The following is a 23498-nucleotide window of genomic DNA, read 5'->3' on the forward strand; positions in this document are numbered from 1 at the left end:
TCGACAGACGAAGGAGACAGATGGATGATACGCGCCCTTTCCCCCTTGCTGATGTTGCCGCTGCTGCTGGCCGGTTGCGCCAAGGGCGGCGACGATAACCGAGCCGCTGCCAATAATGTCGCCAATGGCGCCACTGTCGAAACGATCGAAGATACGGACGCGGTGCCTGCCAGCAATGATACGGCCGACGCGCGGTTGCCGACCGACGACTGGGTGGGGCGCTGGACCGGGCCGGAAGGGCTGTTCCTGGATATTCAGCCTTCGCCCGATGGCAAGCCGGGCCATTATGCGCTGACCAACAAGGATAATCTGGACCGGCAGGGCGATTATAGCGGCGTGGCGGAAGGAACCACCATCCGCTTCACCCGCGATGGCAAGGATCTGACGATCCAGCCCGGCAATGGCGACGCGACCGGGTTCAAATATCTGGCGGGCAAGCAGGACTGCCTGATCGTGGTCGCGGGGCAGGAGGGCTATTGCCGATAGCCCCATGATCGCGTTCGGCGACGCCATGGGTGGTGCGCCGCGATAACCATGCTATGCGCGGCCCATGCAGCATGTGAACACCTTGTCAGGAACCGTCGATGTCGACGGTCTGAAATATGAATGGGAATTGCGGCGAGAGCCGCAATGGAGCGACGTGGACGGGTGGCAGGGCATGACCGTCGCACTGCTGCAAAAGGATATGCAGCGCGGCGCGCTGCTGGAATTTCCCCCGCCCAAGCGTTTGGTAAAAGGGTTGAAACCCGGCCGCCTGCAAATCAACGACGCCATCATCGCGCGCGGCGTCCGGTCCGCCTTGTCGGCGGGCTGGGATCCTGTATCGCGCGGCAAGCCGGTGGTGTTCGTGGTCGACGCCGAAGGCAATTAGGGCTTTAGCCGCCCAATCCCTCCAGTGCCGAAAAGCGCTGCGACCAGAGCGCGCCATGGACCGCCATCCACTGGATCACCGGCGCTAGTCCCTTTACCCGCGCGGCGTACCAGGTTTCGCGGCCGATGCGGCGGGCGGTCACCAAACCAGCCCGTTTCAGCTTGGCCATGTGGCGGGACACCATCGGTTGCGATACGCCCGATTGCTGCGTCAAACTCTGCACATTCTGTTCCCCTTCCCGCACCAGCGTTTCAAGCAGGGCGCGGCGGGTGCCGTCGGACAAGGCCTTGAACAAGGCGTCGGTGGCGGCGTCGCGATCGATGGCGCGTGAATCATCTGTCATCGTTAACGCATAACCATCGGGTTATGAATTGGTCAAGTTTCCCGCGACCAAATGCCCTATCGATCGCGTTAACCAAAAAAAGTCGGGCAGGGCGGACCATAGAGTCTTTTGCGCCACACCGCCCGATATGGAGTCTGTGCCGAGGCGGCTGACTTTACATCTTGTGGGTCACAATTCGTTCTCCTGCCCTTTAACTATTTTCCGAGCCTTGTGACATAAGTCGCTGATCTTGACGCCGGACTCCCGAGGACTCATCGCTATGCCTCAAGACGATTTCGGGGGCAGAGCATATGGGTGTGATGGAGCGCGTCGCGGCGCCGCGACGGAAAAAGGTGATCGCACCGGTCGAGGTCGAAGCAGATCGTCTGCTGCGGGGCGATTGCATCGCGCAGATGGCGAGCCTGCCCGACAATTGCATCGACATGATCTTCGCCGATCCGCCCTATAACCTGCAATTGGGCGGCGACTTGTTCCGGCCCGAAGGCGGGCGCGTCGATGCGGTCGATAACGACTGGGACAAGTTCGACACGCTGGGCAGCTACGACCGCTTCACCAAGGCATGGCTGCGTGAGGCGCGCCGTATCTTAAAGCCCAACGGCTCCATCTGGGTGATCGGCAGCTATCACAATATCTTCCGCGTCGGCACCGCGCTCCAGGACGAAGGCTTCTGGATTTTGAACGACATCATCTGGCGCAAATCCAACCCCATGCCCAATTTCAAGGGCACGCGCTTCACCAACGCGCATGAAACCTTGATCTGGGCCAGCCAGGGCGAAGACGCCAAATATACGTTCAATTACAAGGCGATGAAGACGCTCAACGACGAGTTGCAGATGCGCTCCGACTGGGTGCTGCCGATCTGCGGCGGGCAGGAACGGTTGAAGCGCAACGGCACCAAGGCGCATCCGACGCAAAAGCCCGAAGCACTGCTCTACCGCGTGATGCTGGCCTGCACCAAGCCGGGCGACGTGGTGCTCGATCCCTTCTTCGGCACCGGCACCACCGGCGCGGTCGCCAAGCGGCTGGGCCGCAAGTGGATCGGCATCGAGCGTGAGGACGACTATATCGAAGTCGCGCTGGAGCGGATCGAAGCCGCCTTGCCGCTCGATGAAAGCGCGCTCACCATCATGCAGACCGCGCGGCAGCAGCCCAAGGTGGCGTTCGGCACGCTGGTGGAAACCGGCTATCTGACGCCGGGCGCGACGCTGATGGACAGCAAGCGTCGCTGGCAGGCGGAGGTCCGCGCCGACGGGTCGCTGCTCGTCGGGACGGACACCGGATCGATCCACAAAATGGGCGCGACGCTGCAAAACGCGCCCAGCTGCAACGGCTGGACCTTCTGGCATGTCGAGGTGGACGGCAAGTTGCAGCCGATCGACACGCTGCGGCAAACCTATTTGCTCGCGAACGAGCCTTAAGAGATTGTGGTGCTCCCGCGCAGGCGGGAGCCTAGTTCCGCCCTATGTCTGACCCTGCACGGTCGGAACTGGACTCCTGCCTGCGCAGGAGTACGGATCGCTTCAAAGGATGCGCGCTGGATTTACCAAAGGATAGTCGATGCTACCCACCATCCCCCCCATGCCCGCCTCTACCTCAAGCCCACATGGTTCGTGCCGACGCCGATCGGCTTGCCGGACGGGTCGGTGGCGCGGATGGGCAATGGGCTGATCTGGTTCCAGGGCTATCAACTGACCGCGTTCGACGGCGCCCGCCGGATCGCGCGGGCGATCGTGCCGGTGGTCGATTTCAACGCCGCCATCGCCGCCTTGCCCGATGCTCTCGCCGAACGGGCGCAGCGGCTGGCGGCGAATATCTCGATCCAGCGCGCGCCCTTGCAATTGGGCGACCGCACCATCCGCTTTGACGCGCCGCAGGTGATGGCGATCCTCAACGTCACGCCCGACAGCTTCTCCGACGGCGGCAAGCATGTCGGCGATCCGCAGGCGGCGGCCGACGCGGGCTTCGCCATGGCGGCGGCGGGCGCGGCGCTGATCGACGTGGGCGGCGAATCGACCCGGCCGCGCGCGCCCAAGGTCTGGGAAGGGGACGAGATCGCCCGGATCGCGCCGGTGATCGAACGGCTGGCGGCAGCGGGCGTGCCGGTCTCGGTCGACACGCGCAAGGCGGCGGTGATGGAAGCGGCGCTTGCCGCTGGCGCCAAAATCGTCAACGATGTCAGCGCCCTGGCCCATGATCCGCGCAGCCTGGAGGTGGTCGCGCGCGCGGGATGCCCGGTCATCCTGATGCACGCACCTTCGGCGGGCGATGATCCGCATGACCTTTCTGCGCTTGGGCCGGGCGGCTATGGCGATGTCGTCGCAGACGTGTTCGATCATCTCGAAACCCGGATCGCGGCCTGCGAGGCGGCGGGCATCGCGCGCGCCAACATCATGGTCGATCCGGGGCTGGGTTTCGGCAAGAGCCTGGCCGACAATCTGGCGCTGGTGAACGATCTGGCGACCTTTCAGGGACTGGGCGTGCCGTTGCTGTTCGCAGGCAGCCGCAAGCGCCTGATCGGCGCCCTGTCGAACGAAGCACCTGCCGCCGACCGGCTGGGCGGATCGATCGCACTGGCCTTCCGCGCCGCGCAGCAGGGCGCGCAGATGGTGCGGGTGCATGACGTCCGCGAAAGCGTGCAGGCGCTGCACTTGTGGCGCGGGCTGGCGGATGCGGGCCTGAGCGCGGTCTGAGGGCAGGGCCGGATCGAAGGGACGCGCATGCACGCTCGCATATCGCGTTGGCATCCCGCCAACCCCAGGCGCGCACCCTGTCCTACGCCCGCGCCGCCATGCTACACAAAGCGACCCGGCTCTTTCCCATCGTTCGCCCGCTCGCCCGCCATGGACATAAAATGTCCAACTTTTATACTAAAAAGTCGAAACCCGCGGGAAATGTGCGAAGTTAAGCGTTATTGCGCCGCCGTTGCATTGCCAGCCTCGCCCTCGGGCACAGCGCCATCCGCCGCCGCCTTCGGGTTGAACACGCGCAGGCTGGCAAGGGTCGTGTCGGCCATGGCCTTATATTGTTCGCTCAGCATTTCGGGATAGACGAAGGTCGCGGTCACGATCGATCCGTCAGTCTGTTTGAGCAGGCGGATCGCGACATTATTGCCCTCGCCGTCATTGGCGGTGCCGCGATATTCATTGTCGCCGATATAGTCGCCATCCACGCCCTCGGCGCTGTCGTTGACCGCCTCGACGATCTGCTGGAGCGTCTGGTCATTGTCGTTCTTCTGCCAGAAGACGCGCACGTCCGCGCCCGCGCCCGGGTCTTGATAGACCGCACCATCGGCGTTGCTGGCAGCCTTGTCGATGGCCCAGCCTTCGGGGAAGGTCACGGAAAAGCCGCGCGCCTGGTTCACATAATTGCGGCTGTCCACATCTTCCGCCGTGGCGTTGGCCAGCGCATTGGCGGCGGCGGCATTGGCCGCGGCGGCCAGTTCCTCCTGCGTGGGCAGGTCGGCCACGGGTTCGGACCGGCCACAGGCGGCAAGCAGAAGGAGGGGAAGGCTGACGGCGATGACGGCATGTTTCATGGCGCAATCCAAAGCATAGCCGCGCGCATAATTCAACGGCGCAAGCGGCCGACCGTTCAGACTGCCTGCCCCGGTCGCCGGTTCAGGCAGCGCTGTCGATGCCCAGTTCCGCCAGTTTGCGGTACAGGGTCGAGCGGCCGATGCCCAGCCTGCGCGCGACCTCCGTCATGCGGCCGCGATAATGGCCGATGGCAAGACGGATGACATCGGCTTCGATCTCCGCCAATTGCCGGACATGGCCGTCCCCTTCGAACAGGGTGATGCCCGCGCCGTCGCGATGCGGCTGGTTGACCGCGCGTGGCCGCAGCGCATGGACGGTGCCGCCCGCCTGGATTTGCGCGGCGATCTGCGGGAAATCCTGCGGCGTCAGCGCGTCGCCTTCGCACAATACGGCCGCGCGGAAGAGGGCGTTCTGCAACTGGCGGACATTGCCCGGCCAGCCATGCTGCATCAACAGCGCCAGCGCATCGTCGGTGACGCCCAGGCCGCGCAGTCCCGGCTGGGTCGCGATCCGCGCGAGCAGGTGGCGCGACAAAGCGGGAATATCGCCCATCCGTTCGCGTAAGGGCGGCACGGTCAGTTGTACGACATTCAGGCGGTAATAGAGATCCTCGCGGAAACGCCCCGCCTCGACCTCCTCGATCAGCCGCTTGTTGGTCGCGGCGATGACGCGGACATCGACATGGACCGGGCGACGCGCGCCGATCGGCTGGACTTCGCCATCCTGCAACACGCGCAGCAGCTTGACCTGCGCGTCCAATGGCATTTCGCTCACTTCGTCCAGGAACAGCGTGCCCATGTCGGCGCTGGCGAATTTGCCGACATGCCGGTCGAACGCCCCGGTGAAGGCGCCGCGTTCATGGCCGAACAATTCCGATTCGACCAGGTTGGCGGGGATCGCGCCGCAATTGACCGTCACCATCGCCTGCTTGTGGCGGGGGGACGCGGCGTGGATGGCGCGTGCGATCACATCCTTGCCCACGCCGCTTTCGCCTTCGATCAGCACGGGCACGCGGGCGCGAGCGGCCTTCGCCGCGATGGCCAGCGCCGCGCGGAATTGCGGGGCGGAGCCGACGACATCCTCGAAGGAGAGGGGGGCGGTGATCTTTTCGGTGAGCGGGCGCAATTCGCCATGCGCCGCGCCTTCGCTGATCGTGGCGTTGAGCGCGGCGAGCAGCCGTTCCGGCGCGATCGGCTTGGACAGATAATCGGTCGCGCCCGCGCGCATCGCCTCCACGGCGATGGCGACATTATTGTGCGCGGTAAGGATCAGGATCGGCAGCGCCGGGCGACGGCTGCGAATCTCGCGGATCAGGCCGGACGGTTCATAATCGGGACTCCACTGGTCCAGGATGATGGCGTCAAGCTGCATCCCGTCCTGCGTGCCCAGCGTCGCGATCGCGGTTTCGCCGTCGGCGGCAAAGATGGTGCGCCACCCCGCACGCGCCCCCAATGCCGATACCAGCCGCCTTTGCGCCGGTTCGTCATCGATCAGCATCAACATCGGTACGCCGTCGCGCGCCATCCAAACCCCTCATATGCAACCCGAAAGCCATGGTAAGCGCAGGGGGTAAAGGCGCGCTTAACTGCGAAGAATTTTCTTGCAGGCGGCGGGTTGAGGGCGCGGCCCCCAGACGATAAGAGGTGGGCCAACATCGTCAGGACAAGGGGACAGGATATGGCGTCCGAAGGCAATATGAAGGCCGCGAACCAAACTTATGGCAGCTTCGTCGGCTTCGTGAAGTGGGGCACGATCGTCAGCGTCGCGCTCGCCGCGATCGTGGTGCTGCTGATTTCCAGCTGATCTTGGCGGACCGCGGCACAGGGGCGGCGGGCGTGCGCGCATGACCGGCGCGGCGTCCCTCGTGCCGCTATTCCTGCTGGCCTGCGCGGGCGGCTATATCGTCGCGCGGCCCGGCGTCGAGCCGGACGGGCCGATCTGGCGCGCAGGGATCGGCGGCATTGCCGCCATCCTGCTGGTCGGCGCATCGATCGCGGCAGCCGAAGCGGGCAGCGCGATGGCGCGCTACATCGCCCTCTTCGCGCTGCTGAGCGCCACCGCGGGCGCAGTGATGATCATGGGCGTGGTCGAGCGCCACTGGCCGCCGATCGATGGCGACGCGCCCGATCCCGTCGGCGAAGGCGATGACGGGTGATGCCGCCATCGCTCGCAGCATTGCTGGGCGCGCGGATCGACGGGATCGATCCATCGCCTTTGGTAGCGGGCGCTTACCTGACGGCCTGCGCGCTGCTGCTTGGCGCTCTGTGGTCGCGCGCGACGCGCACAGGCAACCGCTTCGCCATGGCGGGCATTGCGCTGGCGGTCGGCGCGACGATCTACAGCCATGACGTCGTCAACCTGCCTGAAATCCTAAGCGCGCTGACGATCGGCGGCGGCATAGGCATGGTGCTGGCGCGGCGGTGCGCGGCGCCCATGCTGCCATGGCTGGTCGTCGCCGGGCACGGCCTGCTCGGATTGGCGGCGATGGCGATCGCCATCGTCCTGTTCCGCAACCCCTTCGCCTTTGCGATCACGCGAGAGGATGGCTGGCTGCTATCAGCGAGCATCGCCTTTAGCGCATTGGTTCTGGGCGGCGCGCTGACGATCGCGGCGCGGCGGACCCAGGCGGGGCTGGCGTGGCTGGGCAGCGGATCGGGCTGGGCGGCGGCGGCGCTGGGCTTTGCGCTGGGGAACAGCGCCATGGTCGTGGCGGGCGCGATGGCGGGCGTCGCCGGGGCGCGCATCGGCTGGCGCGCGCGCCGCATCGCGCCGCCTGTGTGAAGAGCCTTGCCCCGCAGCCATCGCTTACCCTAACCCTATGGCCCTGACACATCCTGCGTAGCGGAGATAGAATGCATAAACTTGGCCTGATCGGCGGTCTCAGCTGGACCTCCACCGCGCGCTATTATGCGATCATCAACCAGGCGGTGCACCGCGCGATGGGCGGGCAGCATAGCGCGCCCTTGCTGATCGAGAGCCTGGACTTCGCTGAAGTCGCCCGCTGCGCCACCGAAAACGACTGGGACTGCGCATCGGGCCAATTGATCGGCGCGGCCCAGCGGCTGGAGCAGGGCGGCGCGGGCGCGCTGCTGATCTGCGCCAATTCGATGCACCGCGTTTACGACCGGGTGCAGGAAGCGGTCGGCATCCCGATCCTGCATATCGCCGATATCGTGGGCAAGACGATGAAAGCAGACGGCATCGAAAGAGCCGCGCTGATCGGCACCCGCAACGTCATGACCGAGAAATTCTACCGCCAGCGCCTGGTCAGCCACGGCATTTCGCTGCTGCCCGCCGACACGGAACTGGCCGATCGGATCGATCGCATCGTCTATGACGAACTGACCGTAGGCAAGGTCAGCAAGGAATCCGAACGCTATATGAAGTCGGAATTGACCGACATCGCCAAGGAGGATGTGCAGGCGGTGGTGCTGGCCTGCACCGAACTGGAACTGATCGTGGACGTAAAGGCCAATGTCCTGCCGATCTACGATTGCACCAGCATCCACGCCAAAGCGGGGGTGGAGTATATCTTGGGGTGAAGGCTGCTTGTAGGTAAGCCGTGTTCCCGCGCCGGCGGGAACCTAGTTCCGCCATAGCAATTATCGGCGCCCTTAGAACTGGATTCCCGCCTGCGCGGGAACACTGCCATGTTGGGTTCAGCCCGGCTCCGCCAGCGCGATGTCCATGTCCGCGAGCGCCAGACGCAGCAGTTCGGCCATGGTCGCCCGCGCGGCGGCGGTGTCCCGCGCCGCGATCGCCTCGAACACGGCGCGATGGTCGGGCAGGGGATCGCGCGGCATCAGCTTCTTGCGATGCTTGAACGTCGTGGTCCAACTGACCGCCGCACCGACCGAACTGGCCAGCGCCTCCAGCGCATCATTATGGGTAGCGGCCAGGATCGCGTGATGGAACCGCTGGTCCGCCGCCCGGCCGTCCGGCGTCGACAGGCCGAAACGCCCCATATCGGCCAGCGCCGCCTCCATCGTCGCGATCTGCGCATCGGTGCGGCGGCGCGCGGCAAATTCGGCGGCGGCCGGTTCGATCACGCCGCGCAGTTCGAACAGGTCGCGGATAAAGCTGGCGTCCGGCTCGCCCGCGAACATCCAAGCCAGCATTTCGGGATCGAGCACGTTCCAGCGGCTGCGCGGCAACACGCGGGTGCCAGCCTTGGGGCGGCTTTCCAGCATCCCCTTGGCGATCAGGATGCGGACGGCTTCACGATAAGCGGTGCGCGACACGCCCAGGCGATCGGACGCCTCGATCTCGCCCTCGAACAATTCGCCGGGCTGGTGCCGCCCCGTCAATATGGCAGTGCCCAGGTCGCGGGCGATCGTCTGATGGATGCGCAGCCCGCTCTCCTCCGATCCGACCTTGCGCCCGCTACCCAAATGCCCGCTCCTATATTCAGTCCTCGAACGCTGCCGTAGGACAATGTCGCCCGCAAAGGAAGGCGTCCGCCACCAGCCGCAACGGCGCGGTGTCGGCGTCGATCGCCTTGTCCGCCACCAGATCGACAAAGCGGCGATACATGGACGGATATTCCGTGTCCGGTGCCTTCATCTGCACGTCGCCGTCCAGCCGCAACGTGTTGCCGCCTTCGGACAGCAGCAGGCTGCCCTTGTCCGTCTCGACCGCAATGTCCCAGGTCTGCGGCCCGGTCTGGCGCCAGTCGAACACTGTGTCGATCGCCGCGCCCGATGCGGTCGCCATCTGGAGCGTCGCGCCGATCGGCGCTTGCTTGTTGGACGGCACTTCCAGTTCCGCCGACAGGACGGTGATCGGTTCGCCGACGATCTCGGTCAGGATCGACAGCGCGTTGATGCCCGGATCGAACACGCCGAATCCGCCCGCTTCCCAGATCCAGGGTTGGCCCGGATGCCAGTGGCGGACATCCTCGCGCCACTGAATGTCGATCCGCTCCACCGTGCGCGTCGCGATCCAGGCCTTGGCCTGCGCCACGGCGGCAGCATAGCGGCTGTGCCAGCTGGCGTAGAGGGTGACGCCCTGTGCCTTCGCCAGTGCGGTGAGCGCTTCCACTTCGGACACGGTCGCGCCCGGCGGCTTTTCCAGAAACACATGCTTCCCCGTCAGCAGCGCCTGCCGCGCCGCATGATAGCGGACCTGCGGCGGCTGGCAGAGGATCACGGCGTCCAGATCCGGTTCACCCGCCAGCATTGCGCTGAGGTCGGGGTAATTGTTCACCCCGTCCCCTCGCGCGTTGCGGCTGGCGACGGCGACCAGCGCTATGCCGTCGATCGTCTCGATGGCGGGCAGGTGCTGGTCGCGTGCGATTTTACCCAGCCCTACCAGACCTGCCCTGATCGTCATGCGGCCACGTCCAGCTTGCCTTCGTTACGACGCGTCAAGCCCAGGGGATTGGCATCCTGCAACGCCGCGGGCAGCAGTGCGTCAGGCACATCCTGATAGCAGACCGGGCGCAGGAAGCGCATCATCGCAAGCGTACCGACCGAGGTCGACCGGCCGTCCGAGGTGGACGGGAACGGACCGCCATGGACCATGGCATGAGTCACTTCGACGCCGGTGGGCCAGCCATTGGCGAGCACGCGGCCGACCTTGCGGGACAGCGTGGGCAGCAGCTTGGCGGCATTGTCCGCATCGCTGGCTTCCATCTGCAGCGTCGCAGTCAACTGGCCTTCCAGATCGGCGATGGTGGCGATCACCTCTTCGATCGTGGCGCACTTCACCAGGATGGACGACGCGCCGAACACTTCATGCGCCAGCGCCGGGTTGGCGCGGAACTGGTCGGACGCGGTGGCGAAGAAAGCGGACTGGCCCCGGTTGGCGCCGTCGGCTTCCGTGCCGCGGGCGATAGTGGTGACGCCATCGGCGCTGGCCAGCGCCTCGACGCCCTTTTCGTAAGCGGCGTGGATGCCGGGCGTCAGCATGACCTGCGCCGCATTGGCCGACAGCGCATCGGCGGCCGACGCGACGAAGGTGTCGAGATCGGGGCTGTCGAGCGCGATCACCAAGCCGGGGTTGGTGCAGAACTGCCCTGCGAACAGCGACATCGAACCGACGAAGGCTGTGCCCAATGCTTCGGCGCGCGCAGCGAGCGCACCGGGCAGCAGGACGACCGGGTTGATGCTCGACATTTCCGAATAGACCGGGATCGGCTCCGGGCGCTTGGCTGCGATCTGCATCAGCGCAATGCCGCCGCCGCGCGATCCGGTGAAGCCCACCGCCTTGATGCGCGGATCGGCGACCAGCGCGCCGCCCAGATCATTGGTGGTGCCGGGCAGGTAGGAGAAGACGCCTTCGGGCAGGCCGCACGCGGCGACCGCCGCGATGATCGCGCGGGCGACCAGCTCACCGGTGCCGGGATGGGCGGGATGGCCCTTCACCACGACCGGGCAACCGGCGGCGAAGGCGGACGCGGTGTCACCGCCCGCGACCGAGAAGGCGAGCGGGAAGTTGGACGCGCCGAACACGGCGACGGGACCGAGCGCCTGATTGACGCGGCGCAAATCCGAACGGGGCAGCGGCGCGCGGTCGGGCAGCGCCTTGTCGATGGTGGCGTCGAGCCAGTCGCCCTGGCGGACATAGCTGGCGAACAGGCGCAACTGGCCGACGGTGCGGCCGCGCTCGCCCTCCAGGCGGCCGCGCGGCAGACCCAATTCGCTCATCGCGGTGGTGATCAGCAGGTCGTCGATCGCCATGATCTGGTCCGCAACACTTTCCAGGAAGGTGGCGCGGGCGTCGGGGGTCAGGGTGGAGAAGGTTTCGAACGCGGCGTCGGCCAGCGCAGTCGCATCCGCGACATCGGCGGTCGATGCGTTGGAGAAGGCGACGTCGCCCTTTTGCCCGGTCGCGGGGTCGATGGCGTAGAAAGGATCGCCGCCGGTGCGCTCGCTTGCGCCGATAAGAATGGCTCCGTTGAACATGGTCGTTCTCCTGAAATGCAATAGGTTGGGCTGTTCCCCGGCGCAGGCCGGGGTCCAGTTCTGACCGTGGGATCGGGCCGCGGCGTGTCGCCGCGAAACCGTCAGTGATTGTCGCGCGGCAGGCCCATGGTCTGGGCGATGCGCTGATATTTCTCCGCGCCCTCCAGGATTGCGCCGGTGTTCATCTGGCCGACGACCGATCGCTGGATTTCCTGCCACGGCGTTTGCGACGCAGGATATTTGAACCCGCCAGCCGCCTCCAGCGCCGCGCGGCGCTGGCTAAGTTCCTCGTCGGAAATCAGCACGTTCACCGTGCCGCTGTTAAGGTCCATGCGGACGCGGTCGCCGGTTTCCAGCAGCGCCAGACCACCCATCGCCGCCGCTTCGGGCGACGCGTTGAGGATGGACGGGCTGCCCGACGTGCCAGACTGCCGACCGTCGCCGATGCAGGGCAGGGCGCTGACGCCTTCGGTGATGAGATAGGAAGGCGGCCGCATGTTCACAACCTCCGCCGCGCCGGGATAGCCGATCGGCCCGGCGCCGCGCATGAACAGCAGCGTATTGGCGGTGATGCCGGTCGCCGGATCGTCGATGCGATGATGATAATCCTCCGGCCCGTCGAACACGACCGCCGGGCCTTCGAAGGCATTGGGGTCTTCCGGGTTGGACAGGTAGCGATCGCGGAACTCGGCGCTGATGACGCTGGTCTTCATGACCGCCGCGTCGAACAGATTGCCCGACAGCACCAGGAAGCCCGCTTCCTCGACCAGCGGCTGCTGGAACGGGCGGATGACCTTTTCATCCTCGATCGCCACGCCCTTGCAATTTTCGCCCATGGTCCTGCCGTTGACGGTCATCACGCCTTCGTGGATCAGCCCCTGTTCGATCAGCTGGCCGACCACGGCGGGGACGCCACCGGCGCGATAATAATCTTCGCCCAGATATTCGCCGGCGGGTTGCAGATTGACCAGCAGCGGGATTTTGTGCCCGACCGTCTCCCAATCCTTGAGCGGCAGGTCGACGCCGATATGGCGGGCGATGGCGGACAGGTGGATCGGCGCGTTGGTCGATCCGCCGATGGCTGAATTGACCATGATCGCATTGTGGAACGCGTCGCGCGTCAGGATGTCGGACGGCTTCAAATCTTCGGCCACCATCTCGACGATGCGCTTGCCGGTCAGATAGGCGACTTCCTGCCGATCGCGATAGGGGGCGGGGATCGCGGCCGATCCGGGCAGCATCATGCCCAGCGCTTCGGCCAGGCTGTTCATGGTCGATGCCGTGCCCATGGTGTTGCAATAGCCGGTGGAGGGGGCGGAGGAGGCGACCAGCTTGATGAAGCCTTCATCGTCGAGCTTCCCCGCCGCCAGCAGCTGGCGCGCCTTCCACACGATCGTACCCGACCCGGTCCGCTCGCCCTTGAACCAGCCGTTCAGCATCGGACCGACCGACAGAGCGATGGCCGGGATGTTGACGGTGGCGGCCGCCATCAGCAGCGCAGGCGTCGTCTTGTCGCAGCCGGTGGTCAGGATCACGCCGTCCAGCGGATAGCCGTACATCGCTTCGACCAGGCCCAGATAGGCCAGGTTGCGGTCCAGCCCCGCGGTCGGGCGCTTGCCGGTTTCCTGGATCGGATGAACCGGAAATTCCAGCGCGATGCCGCCCATTTCGCGAATGCCGTCGCGCATCCGTTCGGCCAGGACGATATGGTGGCGGTTGCAGGGCGACAGGTCGCTGCCGGTCTGGGCGATGCCGATGATCGGCTTGCCACTGCGCAATTCTTCCAGGCTGAGGCCGAAGTTCAGATAGCGTTCCAGGTACAGCGCCGTCATGTCGATATTGTCTGGGTTGTCGAACCAGGCGCGGCTGCGCAGTTTGGGGGCGGGCTTGGACGAATCGCTCATTGGGGCATCCTGACGCAATATTGTGGGCATGGCGCGTTGACGCGCTCGGCCCTCTGATATACTCAGACAAATGGAATTTCAAGCACCCGAAGCGGGGTTATGTGAGCGTTACCAACAATAATATTTGCCGTGGGATGCGATGAGCGGCTTCTCCGTCATCGGGGATTGGGGGACCAGCCGCCTACGCCTGTTCCGCGTCGAAAAGGGCGCAATCGTCGCGCGTCGCGACGGCCCGGGGATCGGCACGGTGGGACGCGCGGCGGAGGCGGCCTTTGCCGATACGATCGCCTCTTGGCTGGCCCATGGCGCGCCACAGGCTATCACACTCTGCGGCATGGTCGGAGCGCGCGATGGCTGGGTGGAAGCGCCCTATGCGGACTGCCCCGCCGATGCGGATAGCTGGCGGCAAATGGCCGTGCGTTTCGACTGGCGTGGCACGCCGCTCGCCATCATGGCCGGGTTGGCCTGCGATAACGCGGATGGCATTCCCGACGTGATGCGGGGGAGGAGACGCAGATTTTCGGCGCCCTCGCCCGCGATCTCGCCCTGGCGGTAGGGCGCCATCTGATCGTCCTGCCCGGCACGCATAACAAATGGTCGTTGGTGGAGGATGGCCGTATCCTGTCGTTCCGCACGATGCCGACCGGTGAATTGTTCGCACTGCTGCGCGATCATTCGACGCTGGGGCCAAAGGTCGAGGTGACCGATCCGGCGCAGTTATCTGTGGGTTTTGCCGAAGGTCTGGCGCGCGCCCACGGCGCACAACTGTTGCAGTCGCTGTTCGCCGCGCGCACCATGCGCCTGCGCAGCGGACGCTCGCCCGACTGGGCGCTGGGCTATCTGTCCGGGCTGCTGATCGGACATGAAGTCGCGGAAATAGGCGCGATGATGGGTGATGTGGACCATGTCGTCTTGATCGGCGACCAGGCGCTGTGCGCTCGCTATGCGCAGGCGCTCGACGCGCGCGGCATCACATCGCGCACGCTGGACGGCGATCATTGCGCCCTTGCGGGCCTGGGTTATTTGGGAGAATTAGCGGCATGACCCTGGACGAATTGCTGGCCGACGGCGCGCCACCGGTCTGCGCCATCCTGCGCGGCATCCGGCCCGACGAAGCCGTCGCCGTCAGCGCCGCGCTGGTGGAGGCGGGCATCTGCATCCTGGAAGTGCCGTTCAACTCGCCCGATCCGCTGACCAGCATCGCCGCGATGCAGGCCGCGTTCGGCGACCGCGCGTTGATCGGCGGCGGCACGGTGCTCAGCGTCGAATCGGTCGAGGCGCTGCACGATGCAGGCGGGCGTATCATGGTCACGCCCAACACCAACCCCGCCGTCATCGCGCGGGGCGCGGCGCTGGGCCTGGACCTGCTGCCCGGCTTCATGACGCCCAGCGAAGCCTTTGCCGCGATCGCGGCCGGGGCGAAGCGGATCAAGCTGTTCCCCGCCGCCCAACTGGGCGCACCCTATGTGAAGGCGGTGAAGGACGTGCTGCCCAGGCATGTCGGCGTGTGGGCGGTGGGCGGCACCGGCGCGGATACGATCGGTGCCTGGCTGGCGGCAGGCTGCGAGGGCATCGGCGTTGGCGGCGCGCTCTATAAGCCGGGCGACGACGCCGCGACCGTGGGTCAGCGCGGCCGCGATCTGGTGGCGGCCTGGCAGGCAACGATCGCTTAGGATGGGTACGGACCATTTGTCCATGTGTCCGCCCGTCAGCCCCTCTTGAAACCCATGGGCTGTGGGCGCATGGACCGGGCATGACAGCTTTCGCTTTCCCCCGCGCCCGATCGTCCAACCCGCGTCCGTTGGCTATCGCCCGCTGGCTGCTGATCGTGGCCTTCCTCGTCTTCTGCATGGTCGTGGTCGGCGGGATCACCCGGCTGACGGAATCGGGCCTGTCGATCACCCAATGGAAGCCGATCACCGGCGCGATCCCGCCGCTGACCCATGATCATTGGATGGACGCCTTCCGCCTTTACCAGCAAATCCCCGAATATCAGCAGTTGCGCCATGGCATGACGCTGGCCGATTTTCAGTTCATCTTCTTCTGGGAATGGCTGCATCGGCTGCTCGGTCGCCTGATCGGCGTGGCCTTTGCGCTGCCGCTGATCTGGTTCGCGGTGCGGCGCGCGATCCCGGCGGGCTATGGCTGGCGGCTGGTCGCGCTGCTGGCGCTGGGCGGGTTGCAGGGGGCGATCGGCTGGTGGATGGTGAAGTCTGGCCTGTCGGTCCGCACCGATGTCAGCCATTATCGGCTGGCCGTGCATCTGTTGACGGCGCTGTTCATCATCGGCGGCCTGATCTGGACCGCGCTCGACCTGCGGGCGCTCGCCCGATCGCCGCGCGCGCAGCCTGCGACGCTGCGGCCCTTCGCGCTGGTCGTGCTGCTGATATTGGTGGTGCAATTGATGCTGGGTGCGTTCACCGCCGGGTTGGACGCGGGCTATGTGTCGAACACATGGCCGCTGATGAACGACCATCTCGTGCCCGAAGGCATCAGTTGGATGGGGTCGCTCTGGGCCACTGTGTCCAGCGATCCCTATCTCGTCCATTTCCTGCATCGCTGGTGGGCCTGGGTCGCGGCGGTCGCGCTTGTTCTGCTGGCGCGGCGTGCGAAGCGTGCCGGGCAACGCGGCGCGTCGATCGCCATCAATGCCGCAGTCGGCACGCAGATCCTGCTCGGCATCGCCACGGTCGTCAGCGGCATCGCACTGCCATTGGCGGTCTTGCACCAGGCGGTCGGCGCGCTGGTCGTGGCCGCCGCCGCCTGGGGTGCCCATGCGGTGGGTGTACGCCGTTGAGGCATCTAGTCGGGGCGGCACTGATCGCGTTCAGCCAGCCTGCCGCTGCGCAAGCCATCGCCATACCCTTTGCGCCGCCCACCGACCGTGCGCTGGTCTATCAGATCGAACAGCATCGACCGGTCGATGGCACGACCCGCCGATTCAGCGCCACCCGCGACCTGCGGTTCGAGCGGGCAGGTGAGGGCTATATCCTCCAGGCGACGCTCAAGGCGATCGATACCGATGCGCCCGCCGCCGGGGCGGAGTCGTATCGCGCTGCGCTGACTCCGTTAGTGGGCGTCGTCCTGCGCTTTCGGCTCGACGGGCAGGGACATATCGTCAGCCTCGACGCGATGGACCAAATGTGGACTACCGTGCAGGCAAGCCTGTCCGCCATGCTGGCCCAGTTCGCGCCCGACACGCCACGGCACAAGGCTGCGGCGAAGGTCCAGGCGCTGTTCGACAGTCTCTCGCCCGAAGGTCGGCTGGGCCTGTTGGCAGGCGAGATGCAGCCGCTCTTCCTATTTTCCGGCAGCAGCGTTGCGGGCGGCGAAGGGCGCGGCCTCCGCACGGTGGCAGGATCGCCGCTGGGACGACCGGTGCCGGTGGAAGGCACGCTGCGCGTCGTCGCGCAACCGGCCGATGCGCTGGATCTGGAGGAGAAGCTGGCGGGCACGGGCGTGCAGGTCGCCATCCGCTACCGCCTGTCCCGCACCACCGGCCTTGTCGAAACGCAGCAGCGCAGCCTGGCCGTGGGATCGCTGGCCCTGACCGAAAGCCGGACGCTGACGCCTGCCGATTAGGCGCCGATTGGACGATGGTATTATTTTACCCGTCAGCAAAAGCGCCGAATCTCTTGACTTGTCGGGTGTCAGCGGTCATTAGCGCCCCACTTCCGGGTGTCGGCGACGGCGCCCGGTTTCATTTTTTCATTCTGGAGTATTGGCACCATGAAGGCGCTGATGAAGACCACCAAGCCGGCGACCCCGGCGACGGTCGAAAAGAAATGGGTCCTGATCGACGCCGAAGGCCTGGTCGTGGGCCGTCTCGCTTCGAACGTGGCGAATATCCTGCGTGGCAAGCACAAGACCAGCTTCACGCCCCACGTCGATTGTGGTGACAATGTCATCATCATCAACGCCGGCAAGGTCAAGTTCACCGGCAAGAAGCTGACGGACAAGGTCTATTACAAGCACACCGGTTATGCCGGCGGCATCAAGGAAACTACGCCTGCCAAGATCCTGGAAGGCCGTTTCCCCGAGCGCGTGCTTGAAAAGGCGATCGAGCGCATGATCCCCCGTGGCCCGCTGGGTCGCCAGCAGATGCGCAACCTGCGCGTCTTCGCCGGTGCCGAGCATCCGCACGAAGCCCAGAACCCCGAAGTGCTCGACTTCGCGTCGCGCAACCGCAAGAACAAGGTGGGTGCATAATGTCCGATAACCGCCAGTCCCTGTCCGACCTCGCGCAGATCGCGGCCGAAGCCGCTGCCGCGCCGGTCGCTGCACCTGCCGCCGCTGCCGCTCCGGCGCCCGCTGCCGCCGAAGGTGAAGACGCCGTCGCCGCGCCGATCGCGCCGCCGGTTTCGACCATGCCGCTGCGCGAGCAGGAAATCGACAGCCTTGGCCGCGCCTATGCGACCGGCCGTCGTAAGGATGCCGTCGCCCGCGTATGGGTGAAGCCCGGCACCGGCAAGATCACGGTCAATGGCCGCGATCAGGAAATCTACTTCGCGCGTCCGACCCTGCGTCTGGTCATCAACCAGCCGTTCGGTGTCACCGACCGCAACGGTCAGTATGACGTCATCGCCACCGTCAAGGGCGGCGGTCTGTCGGGCCAGGCCGGTGCTGTCAAGCATGGCATCGCCCAGGCGTTGACCAAGTATGAACCGGCGCTGCGCAGCGCGGTCAAGGCCGAAGGCTTCCTGACCCGCGACAGCCGCGTCGTTGAACGTAAGAAGTACGGCAAGGCGAAGGCGCGCAAGAGCTTCCAGTTCTCGAAGCGCTAAGTTTTCCGCTATCGCAAAACAGGAGAGGGGCCGGTTTCCGGTCCCTTTTTTGTTGTCTGCGACGTGGGGAGGTTAAGTCTGCCCTCAACGTTGCCCGGCGCACGCCGGGGAACCAAGAATGGATGCGTCGCCGTCAGCTGTCCCCAGGCACCGCCACCTCGACCGCCCCCGCCGCGATCTTCACCGTGACCGGTGTCTTCGCCAGCACTTCGCCGTCGATGGAAATGCGCTGACGCGGCACGGTGTCGATCCTGAAAGACTGGCCGTGAAATTCCTCCGTATGCGAATTGCGGTCGCGCAGTTTGAAGAATTTCGCATACCAGTCCCACGCCAGACGCGGCTTGCTGCGGCCGACCACTGCCTGCACCACGATTTCGCCGGTATCGACATCGGCATGATCGGACAGTTCGACCCCGCCATGATAGGGACCGTTCAGGATGCGGACTTCCGTGGACCAGATGCGCCGTTCCTTGACCCCATCGTCGATCGTCAGGCGAAAGGCGCGGAAACCGACCGAGCATTTGACCGCCCACATCAGATAACCGATCCGCCCCAGATAGCGCTTCAACTTGTGCGGCACCGTCTGCCCGATCATCGGCGACAGGCCCAGGGACGCGGCGTTGACGAAATAATCGCGGTCGATCATGCCCAGGTCGACGCGGCGGCGCTTGCCGGTGGCGATCGCCTTGATCGCCCCGTCCAGGTCGAGTGGCAGCCCCAGCGTCCGGGCGAAACTGTTCGCGGTGCCCAGCGGCAGCACGCCGAACACGCAATCCTTGCCCACCAGTTCGTCCACCGTCCCGGACATCGACCCATCGCCGCCGCCCACGATCACCATCGGCGCGCCGCTTTCGACCGCGTCCCGCACCGTGGAAGCCATCTGTTCGGGGTCTTCCACCGCATGGGCGGCGATCAGCCGGACGCCCGCCGCCTCCAGCTTTTCCTTCGCCTGCGCGAAGCTGTCCTGCCCGCTGCGACTATGGGCGTTGACGACCAGGACGGCGTCTTTTGGGAGGGGGTTTGTTTCCATGCCGCAATAACTCCGCCAAATCGATTTCGGGTGCACAGGAAACCATAAGCCATCGATACGTTACCTTGGCATGGCTCGAATCGCTCATTTGTCCGATATTCACTTTGGCGCCAACGATCCCAAGATCGTGGACGCCGCCACCGCCTGGCTGGAGGAACGCCGACCCGACCTGATCGTGATCAGCGGCGACTTTACGCAGCGCGCGCGGGTGGCGCAGTTCAAGCAGGCCGCCGCCTGGCTCAACCGGCTGCACGCGTCGGGGCTGAAGACACTGGTCATCCCCGGCAATCATGACGTGCCGCTCTATGATGTCATCCGCCGCTTCACCCGGCCGCTGGCACGCTACAAACGCTATATCGACAACGACCTGTGCCCCTTCTTCGAAAATGACGAGGTGGCGATATTGGGCCTTAACACCGCCCGGTCGCTGACGATCAAGGACGGGCGTATCAATCATGACCAGATGGACATGCTGCGGGAACGGTTCGCCCATGTGCCGCCGGACAAGACCCGTATCCTCGTGACCCATCATCCGCTCTTTTCCATGCCGATCGGCCGGGGTGGCGAACTGAGCGAAGCCGTCGGCCAGCATGACGACGCCATCCAGGCGTCGTGCGAGGCGGGCGTGCATCTGGCGCTGGCCGGGCATTTCCATCGCACCTATGCCGAGTCCGCGCGCAAGATGGTGGAACATAGTGGCGGCGCGCTCGTGATCCAGGCGGGCACCGCGACCTCCACCCGGCTGCGCAACGCCGAACCGCAAAGTTTCAACTGGCTGCACGTCCGCCGCAATAATGAGATGGAATTGCAGGTGATCGTGTGGGACGGCGCGGCCTTCCGCCGGGCGAGCCATGTCGAATATCGCCGTCAGGATGAGGAATGGACATCCCATCCAGTCGATGACGCGCCCGTCATCGGCGAACTAGCGACTGGCGTCGCACCGTAACGCCCACAACCTCCTAGATCAGCCATGTGCCAACCGAGCCATGGCTTCACATTCTCTCTATAGCGATCGGATTATCATGACGGAAAAAACGGCCCTCGTCGTCGGCGCGAGCGGCATCGTCGGCAGCGCCACCGCCGCGCTTCTGGTGGCAGAAGGATGGACGGTGCATGGTCTGGCGCGGCGGCCGATACGCCAGGACGGTGTCCTGCCGCTCGTCGCCGATCTTCAGGATGCAGCAGCCACGGCCACCGCGCTCGCCGATATACGCCCGGAAGCCGTGTTCATCACGACCTGGCTGCGGCAGGATAGCGAGGCGGAGAATATCCGGGTCAATGCCGCAATGGTGCGCAACCTGCTCGACGGCCTGCGCCCCGGCGTCAGCGCCCGCCATGTCGCGCTGGTGACGGGCCTCAAACATTATCTCGGTCCCTTCGAAGCCTATGGCAAGGGCACGTTGCCCCAAACCCCGTTTCGCGAGGAGCAGGGGCGTCTGGATGTCGAGAATTTCTACTATGCGCAGGAGGACGAACTGTTCGCCGCGGCGCAGCGGGACGGGTTCGGCTGGAGCGTGCATCGCCCCCATACCGTCATCGGCAAGGCGGTCGGCAACGCGATGAACATGGGTACGACACTGGCCATCTATGCCAGCCTGTGCCGCGAAACCGGGCGACCGTTCCGCTTTCCCGGCTCTGCCGCGCAGTGGAACAGCCTGACCGACATGACGGATGCCACCGTGCTGGCGAAGCATCTGCTATGGGCGACGGAAACGCCGTCGGCGCGCAACGAAGCGTTCAACATCGTCAATGGCGACGTGTTTCGCTGGCAATGGCTGTGGGGCCGTATCGCGGCATGGTTCGGGTTGGAGGCTGCGCCCTTCGACGGCACGATTCTACCGCTGGAGCAGCAAATGGCGGACAATGCCGCGACATGGCGGGCGATCGCCGAGCGCGATGGGTTGGCGGAAGCGGATATCACCCGTCTCGCGTCACCCTGGCATACCGATGCCGACCTGGGCCGTCCGATCGAGGTCGTGACCGATATGTCGAAAAGCCGCCGCATGGGCTTCACCACCTATGTGCCGACCGACGACGCCTTTTTCGCGCTGTTCGAACGGCTACGCGCGGATCGGTTGATCCCCTGACGACAGGCGAAGGGGTGGGCTTACGCCTTCCCCTTCAACGCCGCTGCCAGCGAAACCGTGGCGCTGCCGCGTTTAGCCGGACCCGCCTGGCTGGGATCGGGTTTCCAGCCGGACAGATAGACCAGCGCCATTTGCTCTCCCGTCCGCCCGTCCGGGTCGGCGGCGTCGGCAAAATGCCCGGCCGCGCGCATCAGCACATCGCGGGTTAACGTCGGCGCGCGCATTGCCAGCGCATTGCCAGCGCCCATCCCGCGCAGATCGTGCATCAGCCGCACCACATCGCCATAGCGAATGGTCAGCACATCGCCATCCGCGACCGGCATGGCGAAGCCCGCCCGGCTGAGCAGATCGCCCGCCGACCGCACGTCCACCTGCGGATGGACATGCTGGCCGGGCCGATCCCCTTCGGCCGCCAGCAGCGCGGATTTCAGGCGCGGCAGGCTGCCCGCGCCGGTAAAGGCCGCCAGCATCAGCCCGTCCGGGCGCAGCACGCGCCGCATCAGGATCAGCGCGCCGGGCAGGTCGTTGACGCTGTCCAGCGTGCCACAGGCGATAACCAGATCGAAACTGTCGTCGGCGAAGGGCAGGGCGTCGTCGTCCGCTTGAACGCCGCCTATTGCCTTAGCCGCCAGGAAACCGGGATCGGCACAGGCCACGCGCTTGCCCATCGCCTCCAGCGCCGCTTTCGCGCTGCCGTCCGGGCAACCGATCACTAGCGCTTCGGGCAGATCGCGCTGCACATCGCCCAGCCGGTCGAGCAGTTCGTCCAGCATCGCGCGATAGAGGAAGTCGTGATCGGCGAAAGCGGGCATCATCCGATCGCGATTGCGCGCGCGCCGGGCGCGGTCGAAAATGTCGGGGTGGTTATCCATGGCGGGCCTTGTGCATCGGGCGCGAAGTGCGGACAAGGCAGATGATGCCGATCCTACCGCGTCTCAAGGGCGTTTTGCAGCCCGCGATCGATTATGCGCTACCGCCGCGCTGCCCCGGCTGCGGCGCCATCGTCGGGGAGGATTTCGCCTTTTGCCTGACCTGTTGGGGCGGGATGGAATTTCTGGGCGATCCCTGCTGCGCACGGTGCGGCGTGCCGTTTCCGCATGATCTGGGGGAGGGGGCGGAATGCGGTGCGTGCCTGGCCGCCCCGCCGCCTTGGGACGGCGCGCGCGCGGTGCTGGCCTATGGCGATGTCGCGCGGACGGTAGCGTTGCGGCTCAAATATGGGCGACGGATCGGGCTTGCCCGATTGATCGCGCGCCAGATGCTTCGGCATGTGGGCAGTGACGACGCGCTGATCGTCCCGGTGCCGCTGCATCGCTGGCGCCTGTGGCATCGCGGATTCAACCAGTCGGCGCTGATCGCGGATCATCTTGCGCGGCTGACCGGCTGGCCGGTGGACAAGCGCGCCTTGCAGCGGGTGAAGCGAACGCTGCCCCTGCGCGGCATGAACCCCCGCCAGCGTGAAAAGGCCGTGCGCGGCGCCTTCGCGCTGGTGCCGGATCATGACCTGAAAGGACGGCGCGTGCTGTTGATCGACGATGTCCACACCAGCGGCGCGACGGCGGCGGCCTGCGCAAAGGTGCTAAGGCGCGGCGGGGCGGCGGAGGTGCGGCTGCTCTGTTGGGCGCGCGTGCTGCCGGATGCTGATGTCGAATGAGGCGCGGCGATTGACAAAGCGACGCGTTCCCCCAATTTCAGGACCATCTTTTGTGTGTCGCGATTTCCGGGTCGGCGGATGGACCATCCGCCTCGAAATCGCTTTGTGGAGCCTTTCATCATCATGGCGAATGTCGAAATCTATACCAAGGCCTGGTGCGGCTATTGCGCGCGGGCGAAAGCATTGCTGACCGACAAGGGTGTCGCCTTTGCCGAATATGACATCAGCATGGGCGGGCCCAAGCGGGACGAGATGCTGGATCGCGCGCCCGGTCGCAGCACCGTGCCGCAAATCTTCATCGACGGACAGCATATCGGCGGCAGCGACGACCTGTCGGCGCTGAACCGCGAGGGCAAATTGGACGCGTTGCTGGGCCTGTGACCA

26 protein-coding genes and 1 pseudogene are annotated in these 23498 nt (G+C 65.6%); 18 read left to right on the forward strand and 9 right to left on the reverse strand.

Annotation, left to right across the window (positions count from 1 at the left end; all coding sequences use genetic code 11):
* Positions 1-24: 24 nt before the first annotated feature.
* Positions 25-486 (forward strand): hypothetical protein, encoded by a 462-nt coding sequence (locus U5A89_RS07240; protein ID WP_338160516.1) that lies wholly within the window; start codon positions 25-27, stop codon positions 484-486.
* A gap of 64 nt (positions 487-550) precedes the next feature.
* Positions 551-871, forward strand: coding sequence for a hypothetical protein (locus U5A89_RS07245; RefSeq protein ID WP_338160517.1), 321 nt, complete (start codon positions 551-553; stop codon positions 869-871).
* 4 nt (positions 872-875) lie between these two features.
* Here the strand turns inward: U5A89_RS07245 and U5A89_RS07250 are convergent, their stop codons facing one another.
* On the reverse strand, positions 876-1214 hold the full coding sequence (locus U5A89_RS07250) for an ArsR/SmtB family transcription factor (protein ID WP_338160518.1): 339 nt from the start codon (positions 1212-1214) through the stop codon (positions 876-878).
* A 290-nt stretch (positions 1215-1504) separates the two neighbouring features.
* On the opposite strand from U5A89_RS07250, the gene U5A89_RS07255 reads away from it, so the two are divergent.
* Together U5A89_RS07255 and folP are read left to right on the forward strand one after the other, a co-directional pair.
* Positions 1505-2632, forward strand: a complete 1128-nt coding sequence (locus U5A89_RS07255; protein ID WP_338160519.1) for a site-specific DNA-methyltransferase — start codon at positions 1505-1507, stop codon at positions 2630-2632.
* Positions 2633-2824: 192 nt separating this feature from the next.
* The gene (gene folP / locus U5A89_RS07260) at positions 2825-3904 is read left to right on the forward strand and encodes a dihydropteroate synthase (protein ID WP_338160520.1); all 1080 of its coding nucleotides are present in this window, start codon (positions 2825-2827) and stop codon (positions 3902-3904) included.
* Between the two features lie 218 nt (positions 3905-4122).
* Here the strand turns inward: folP and U5A89_RS07265 are convergent, their stop codons facing one another.
* Both U5A89_RS07265 and U5A89_RS07270 read right to left on the reverse strand, forming a co-directional pair.
* On the reverse strand, positions 4123-4749 hold the full coding sequence (locus U5A89_RS07265) for a hypothetical protein (protein ID WP_338160521.1): 627 nt from the start codon (positions 4747-4749) through the stop codon (positions 4123-4125).
* An 82-nt stretch (positions 4750-4831) separates the two neighbouring features.
* A complete protein-coding gene (locus U5A89_RS07270; RefSeq protein WP_338160522.1) occupies positions 4832-6274 on the reverse strand; it encodes a sigma-54-dependent transcriptional regulator in 1443 nt (480 codons plus the stop codon).
* Between the two features lie 153 nt (positions 6275-6427).
* Here U5A89_RS07270 and U5A89_RS07275 point away from each other — a divergent pair, with 153 nt between their 5' ends.
* The 4 genes from U5A89_RS07275 to U5A89_RS07290 all read left to right on the forward strand — a co-directional run bounded on the left by U5A89_RS07275 (position 6428) and on the right by U5A89_RS07290 (position 8292).
* Complete coding sequence (locus U5A89_RS07275; RefSeq protein ID WP_338160523.1) at positions 6428-6553, forward strand: aa3-type cytochrome c oxidase subunit IV; 126 nt, start codon at positions 6428-6430, stop codon at positions 6551-6553.
* A 40-nt stretch (positions 6554-6593) separates the two neighbouring features.
* Positions 6594-6905 (forward strand): hypothetical protein, encoded by a 312-nt coding sequence (locus tag U5A89_RS07280; RefSeq protein WP_338160524.1) that lies wholly within the window; start codon positions 6594-6596, stop codon positions 6903-6905.
* A complete protein-coding gene (locus tag U5A89_RS07285) occupies positions 6905-7531 on the forward strand; it encodes an NAD(P)(+) transhydrogenase (Re/Si-specific) subunit beta (protein WP_338160525.1) in 627 nt (208 codons plus the stop codon). The genes U5A89_RS07280 and U5A89_RS07285 overlap by 1 nt, the downstream gene beginning before the upstream one ends.
* A 71-nt stretch (positions 7532-7602) precedes the next feature.
* On the forward strand, positions 7603-8292 hold the full coding sequence (locus U5A89_RS07290; RefSeq protein WP_338160526.1) for an aspartate/glutamate racemase family protein: 690 nt from the start codon (positions 7603-7605) through the stop codon (positions 8290-8292).
* 117 nt (positions 8293-8409) lie between these two features.
* On the opposite strand, the gene U5A89_RS07295 is transcribed toward U5A89_RS07290, so the two are convergent.
* From U5A89_RS07295 to U5A89_RS07310, 4 genes are all read right to left on the reverse strand, one after another.
* A complete protein-coding gene (locus U5A89_RS07295; protein ID WP_338160527.1) occupies positions 8410-9141 on the reverse strand; it encodes a FadR/GntR family transcriptional regulator in 732 nt (243 codons plus the stop codon).
* Between the two features lie 16 nt (positions 9142-9157).
* Positions 9158-10081 carry a Gfo/Idh/MocA family protein gene (locus U5A89_RS07300; protein WP_338160528.1) on the reverse strand — a complete coding sequence of 308 codons (924 nt, stop codon included), beginning with the start codon at positions 10079-10081 and terminating at the stop codon, positions 9158-9160.
* A complete protein-coding gene (locus U5A89_RS07305; protein ID WP_338160529.1) occupies positions 10078-11655 on the reverse strand; it encodes an aldehyde dehydrogenase (NADP(+)) in 1578 nt (525 codons plus the stop codon). Before U5A89_RS07305 ends, U5A89_RS07300 begins: the two co-directional genes overlap by 4 nt.
* A gap of 101 nt (positions 11656-11756) precedes the next feature.
* The gene (locus U5A89_RS07310) at positions 11757-13559 is read right to left on the reverse strand and encodes an IlvD/Edd family dehydratase (RefSeq protein WP_338160530.1); all 1803 of its coding nucleotides are present in this window, start codon (positions 13557-13559) and stop codon (positions 11757-11759) included.
* Positions 13560-13698: 139 nt separating this feature from the next.
* Between U5A89_RS07310 and U5A89_RS07315 the strand changes: the two are divergent.
* The 6 genes and pseudogenes from U5A89_RS07315 to rpsI all read left to right on the forward strand — a co-directional run bounded on the left by U5A89_RS07315 (position 13699) and on the right by rpsI (position 18343).
* Positions 13699-14603, forward strand: a pseudogene (locus U5A89_RS07315) (2-dehydro-3-deoxygalactonokinase).
* On the forward strand, positions 14600-15232 hold the full coding sequence (locus U5A89_RS07320) for a 2-dehydro-3-deoxy-6-phosphogalactonate aldolase (RefSeq protein WP_338160531.1): 633 nt from the start codon (positions 14600-14602) through the stop codon (positions 15230-15232). The pseudogene U5A89_RS07315 and the gene U5A89_RS07320 overlap by 4 nt, the downstream one beginning before the upstream one ends.
* An 80-nt stretch (positions 15233-15312) precedes the next feature.
* On the forward strand, positions 15313-16356 hold the full coding sequence (locus tag U5A89_RS07325; protein WP_338160532.1) for a COX15/CtaA family protein: 1044 nt from the start codon (positions 15313-15315) through the stop codon (positions 16354-16356).
* Complete coding sequence (locus U5A89_RS07330) at positions 16353-17141, forward strand: hypothetical protein (protein WP_338160533.1); 789 nt, start codon at positions 16353-16355, stop codon at positions 17139-17141. Before U5A89_RS07325 ends, U5A89_RS07330 begins: the two co-directional genes overlap by 4 nt.
* A 147-nt stretch (positions 17142-17288) precedes the next feature.
* On the forward strand, positions 17289-17768 hold the full coding sequence (gene rplM / locus U5A89_RS07335) for a 50S ribosomal protein L13 (protein WP_338162966.1): 480 nt from the start codon (positions 17289-17291) through the stop codon (positions 17766-17768).
* Entirely contained in the window at positions 17768-18343 is a 576-nt protein-coding gene (gene rpsI, locus U5A89_RS07340) for a 30S ribosomal protein S9 (RefSeq protein WP_338160534.1), read from the forward strand. The genes rplM and rpsI overlap by 1 nt, the downstream gene beginning before the upstream one ends.
* A gap of 133 nt (positions 18344-18476) precedes the next feature.
* On the opposite strand, the gene U5A89_RS07345 is transcribed toward rpsI, so the two are convergent.
* Entirely contained in the window at positions 18477-19373 is an 897-nt protein-coding gene (locus tag U5A89_RS07345) for a diacylglycerol/lipid kinase family protein (RefSeq protein ID WP_338160535.1), read from the reverse strand.
* Positions 19374-19443: 70 nt separating this feature from the next.
* On the opposite strand from U5A89_RS07345, the gene U5A89_RS07350 reads away from it, so the two are divergent.
* Positions 19444-20319, forward strand: coding sequence for a metallophosphoesterase family protein (locus U5A89_RS07350; RefSeq protein ID WP_338160536.1), 876 nt, complete (start codon positions 19444-19446; stop codon positions 20317-20319).
* A gap of 76 nt (positions 20320-20395) precedes the next feature.
* Complete coding sequence (locus U5A89_RS07355) at positions 20396-21460, forward strand: SDR family oxidoreductase (protein WP_338160537.1); 1065 nt, start codon at positions 20396-20398, stop codon at positions 21458-21460.
* Positions 21461-21480: 20 nt separating this feature from the next.
* On the opposite strand, the gene U5A89_RS07360 is transcribed toward U5A89_RS07355, so the two are convergent.
* Positions 21481-22332 carry a methyltransferase domain-containing protein gene (locus tag U5A89_RS07360; RefSeq protein WP_338160538.1) on the reverse strand — a complete coding sequence of 284 codons (852 nt, stop codon included), beginning with the start codon at positions 22330-22332 and terminating at the stop codon, positions 21481-21483.
* 41 nt (positions 22333-22373) lie between these two features.
* Between U5A89_RS07360 and U5A89_RS07365 the strand changes: the two genes are divergently transcribed.
* Entirely contained in the window at positions 22374-23114 is a 741-nt protein-coding gene (locus tag U5A89_RS07365; RefSeq protein WP_338160539.1) for a ComF family protein, read from the forward strand.
* A gap of 123 nt (positions 23115-23237) precedes the next feature.
* Positions 23238-23495, forward strand: coding sequence for a glutaredoxin 3 (gene grxC, locus U5A89_RS07370; RefSeq protein WP_338162967.1), 258 nt, complete (start codon positions 23238-23240; stop codon positions 23493-23495).
* Positions 23496-23498: the final 3 nt, after the last annotated feature.

The sequence above is a fragment of the Sphingobium sp. HWE2-09 genome (assembly GCF_035989265.1).
Taxonomy (GTDB): domain Bacteria; phylum Pseudomonadota; class Alphaproteobacteria; order Sphingomonadales; family Sphingomonadaceae; genus Sphingobium.

Coding starts and splice junctions, on each gene's coding strand:
- U5A89_RS07240 (WP_338160516.1), top strand. CDS start 25: ATGATACGCGCCCTTTCCCCCTTGCTGATGTTGCCGCTGCTGCTGGCC.
- U5A89_RS07245 (WP_338160517.1), top strand. CDS start 551: ATGCAGCATGTGAACACCTTGTCAGGAACCGTCGATGTCGACGGTCTG.
- U5A89_RS07250 (WP_338160518.1), bottom strand. CDS start 1,214: ATGACAGATGATTCACGCGCCATCGATCGCGACGCCGCCACCGACGCC.
- U5A89_RS07255 (WP_338160519.1), top strand. CDS start 1,505: ATGGGTGTGATGGAGCGCGTCGCGGCGCCGCGACGGAAAAAGGTGATC.
- U5A89_RS07265 (WP_338160521.1), bottom strand. CDS start 4,749: ATGAAACATGCCGTCATCGCCGTCAGCCTTCCCCTCCTTCTGCTTGCC.
- U5A89_RS07270 (WP_338160522.1), bottom strand. CDS start 6,274: ATGGCGCGCGACGGCGTACCGATGTTGATGCTGATCGATGACGAACCG.
- U5A89_RS07275 (WP_338160523.1), top strand. CDS start 6,428: ATGGCGTCCGAAGGCAATATGAAGGCCGCGAACCAAACTTATGGCAGC.
- U5A89_RS07280 (WP_338160524.1), top strand. CDS start 6,594: ATGACCGGCGCGGCGTCCCTCGTGCCGCTATTCCTGCTGGCCTGCGCG.
- U5A89_RS07285 (WP_338160525.1), top strand. CDS start 6,905: ATGCCGCCATCGCTCGCAGCATTGCTGGGCGCGCGGATCGACGGGATC.
- U5A89_RS07290 (WP_338160526.1), top strand. CDS start 7,603: ATGCATAAACTTGGCCTGATCGGCGGTCTCAGCTGGACCTCCACCGCG.
- U5A89_RS07300 (WP_338160528.1), bottom strand. CDS start 10,081: ATGACGATCAGGGCAGGTCTGGTAGGGCTGGGTAAAATCGCACGCGAC.
- U5A89_RS07305 (WP_338160529.1), bottom strand. CDS start 11,655: ATGTTCAACGGAGCCATTCTTATCGGCGCAAGCGAGCGCACCGGCGGC.
- U5A89_RS07310 (WP_338160530.1), bottom strand. CDS start 13,559: ATGAGCGATTCGTCCAAGCCCGCCCCCAAACTGCGCAGCCGCGCCTGG.
- U5A89_RS07320 (WP_338160531.1), top strand. CDS start 14,600: ATGACCCTGGACGAATTGCTGGCCGACGGCGCGCCACCGGTCTGCGCC.
- U5A89_RS07325 (WP_338160532.1), top strand. CDS start 15,313: ATGACAGCTTTCGCTTTCCCCCGCGCCCGATCGTCCAACCCGCGTCCG.
- rplM (WP_338162966.1), top strand. CDS start 17,289: ATGAAGGCGCTGATGAAGACCACCAAGCCGGCGACCCCGGCGACGGTC.
- rpsI (WP_338160534.1), top strand. CDS start 17,768: ATGTCCGATAACCGCCAGTCCCTGTCCGACCTCGCGCAGATCGCGGCC.
- U5A89_RS07345 (WP_338160535.1), bottom strand. CDS start 19,373: ATGGAAACAAACCCCCTCCCAAAAGACGCCGTCCTGGTCGTCAACGCC.
- U5A89_RS07350 (WP_338160536.1), top strand. CDS start 19,444: ATGGCTCGAATCGCTCATTTGTCCGATATTCACTTTGGCGCCAACGAT.
- U5A89_RS07355 (WP_338160537.1), top strand. CDS start 20,396: ATGACGGAAAAAACGGCCCTCGTCGTCGGCGCGAGCGGCATCGTCGGC.
- U5A89_RS07360 (WP_338160538.1), bottom strand. CDS start 22,332: ATGGATAACCACCCCGACATTTTCGACCGCGCCCGGCGCGCGCGCAAT.
- U5A89_RS07365 (WP_338160539.1), top strand. CDS start 22,374: ATGATGCCGATCCTACCGCGTCTCAAGGGCGTTTTGCAGCCCGCGATC.
- grxC (WP_338162967.1), top strand. CDS start 23,238: ATGGCGAATGTCGAAATCTATACCAAGGCCTGGTGCGGCTATTGCGCG.